1 protein-coding gene is annotated in these 217 nt (G+C 75.6%); it reads left to right on the plus strand.

Annotated elements, in window-relative coordinates:
* Positions 1 to 217 (plus strand): hypothetical protein (locus HUA76_RS45040; RefSeq protein ID WP_217440991.1); only part of this gene is annotated, 217 nt, incomplete at both ends.

The raw sequence follows: 217 nt of genomic DNA on the forward strand, positions 1-217 counted from the left end.
CCGGCACTCCCGCTCCGCAGCCCGAGTGGGCCGCGACCGAGGAACTCCCCGCCGACGCAGTCCAGACCGAGTGGGCCACCACGGACGCAACCGGCACTCCCGCTCCGCAGCCCGAGTGGGCCGCGACCGAGGAACTCCCCGCCGACGCAGTCCAGACCGAGTGGGCCACCACGGACGCAACCGGCACTCCCGCTCCGCAGCCCGAGTGGGCCGCGAC

It is taken from the genome of Myxococcus sp. CA056 (assembly GCF_013336715.1).
GTDB classification, from domain to species: Bacteria; Myxococcota; Myxococcia; order Myxococcales; family Myxococcaceae; genus Myxococcus; species Myxococcus llanfairpwllgwyngyllgogerychwyrndrobwllllantysiliogogogochensis.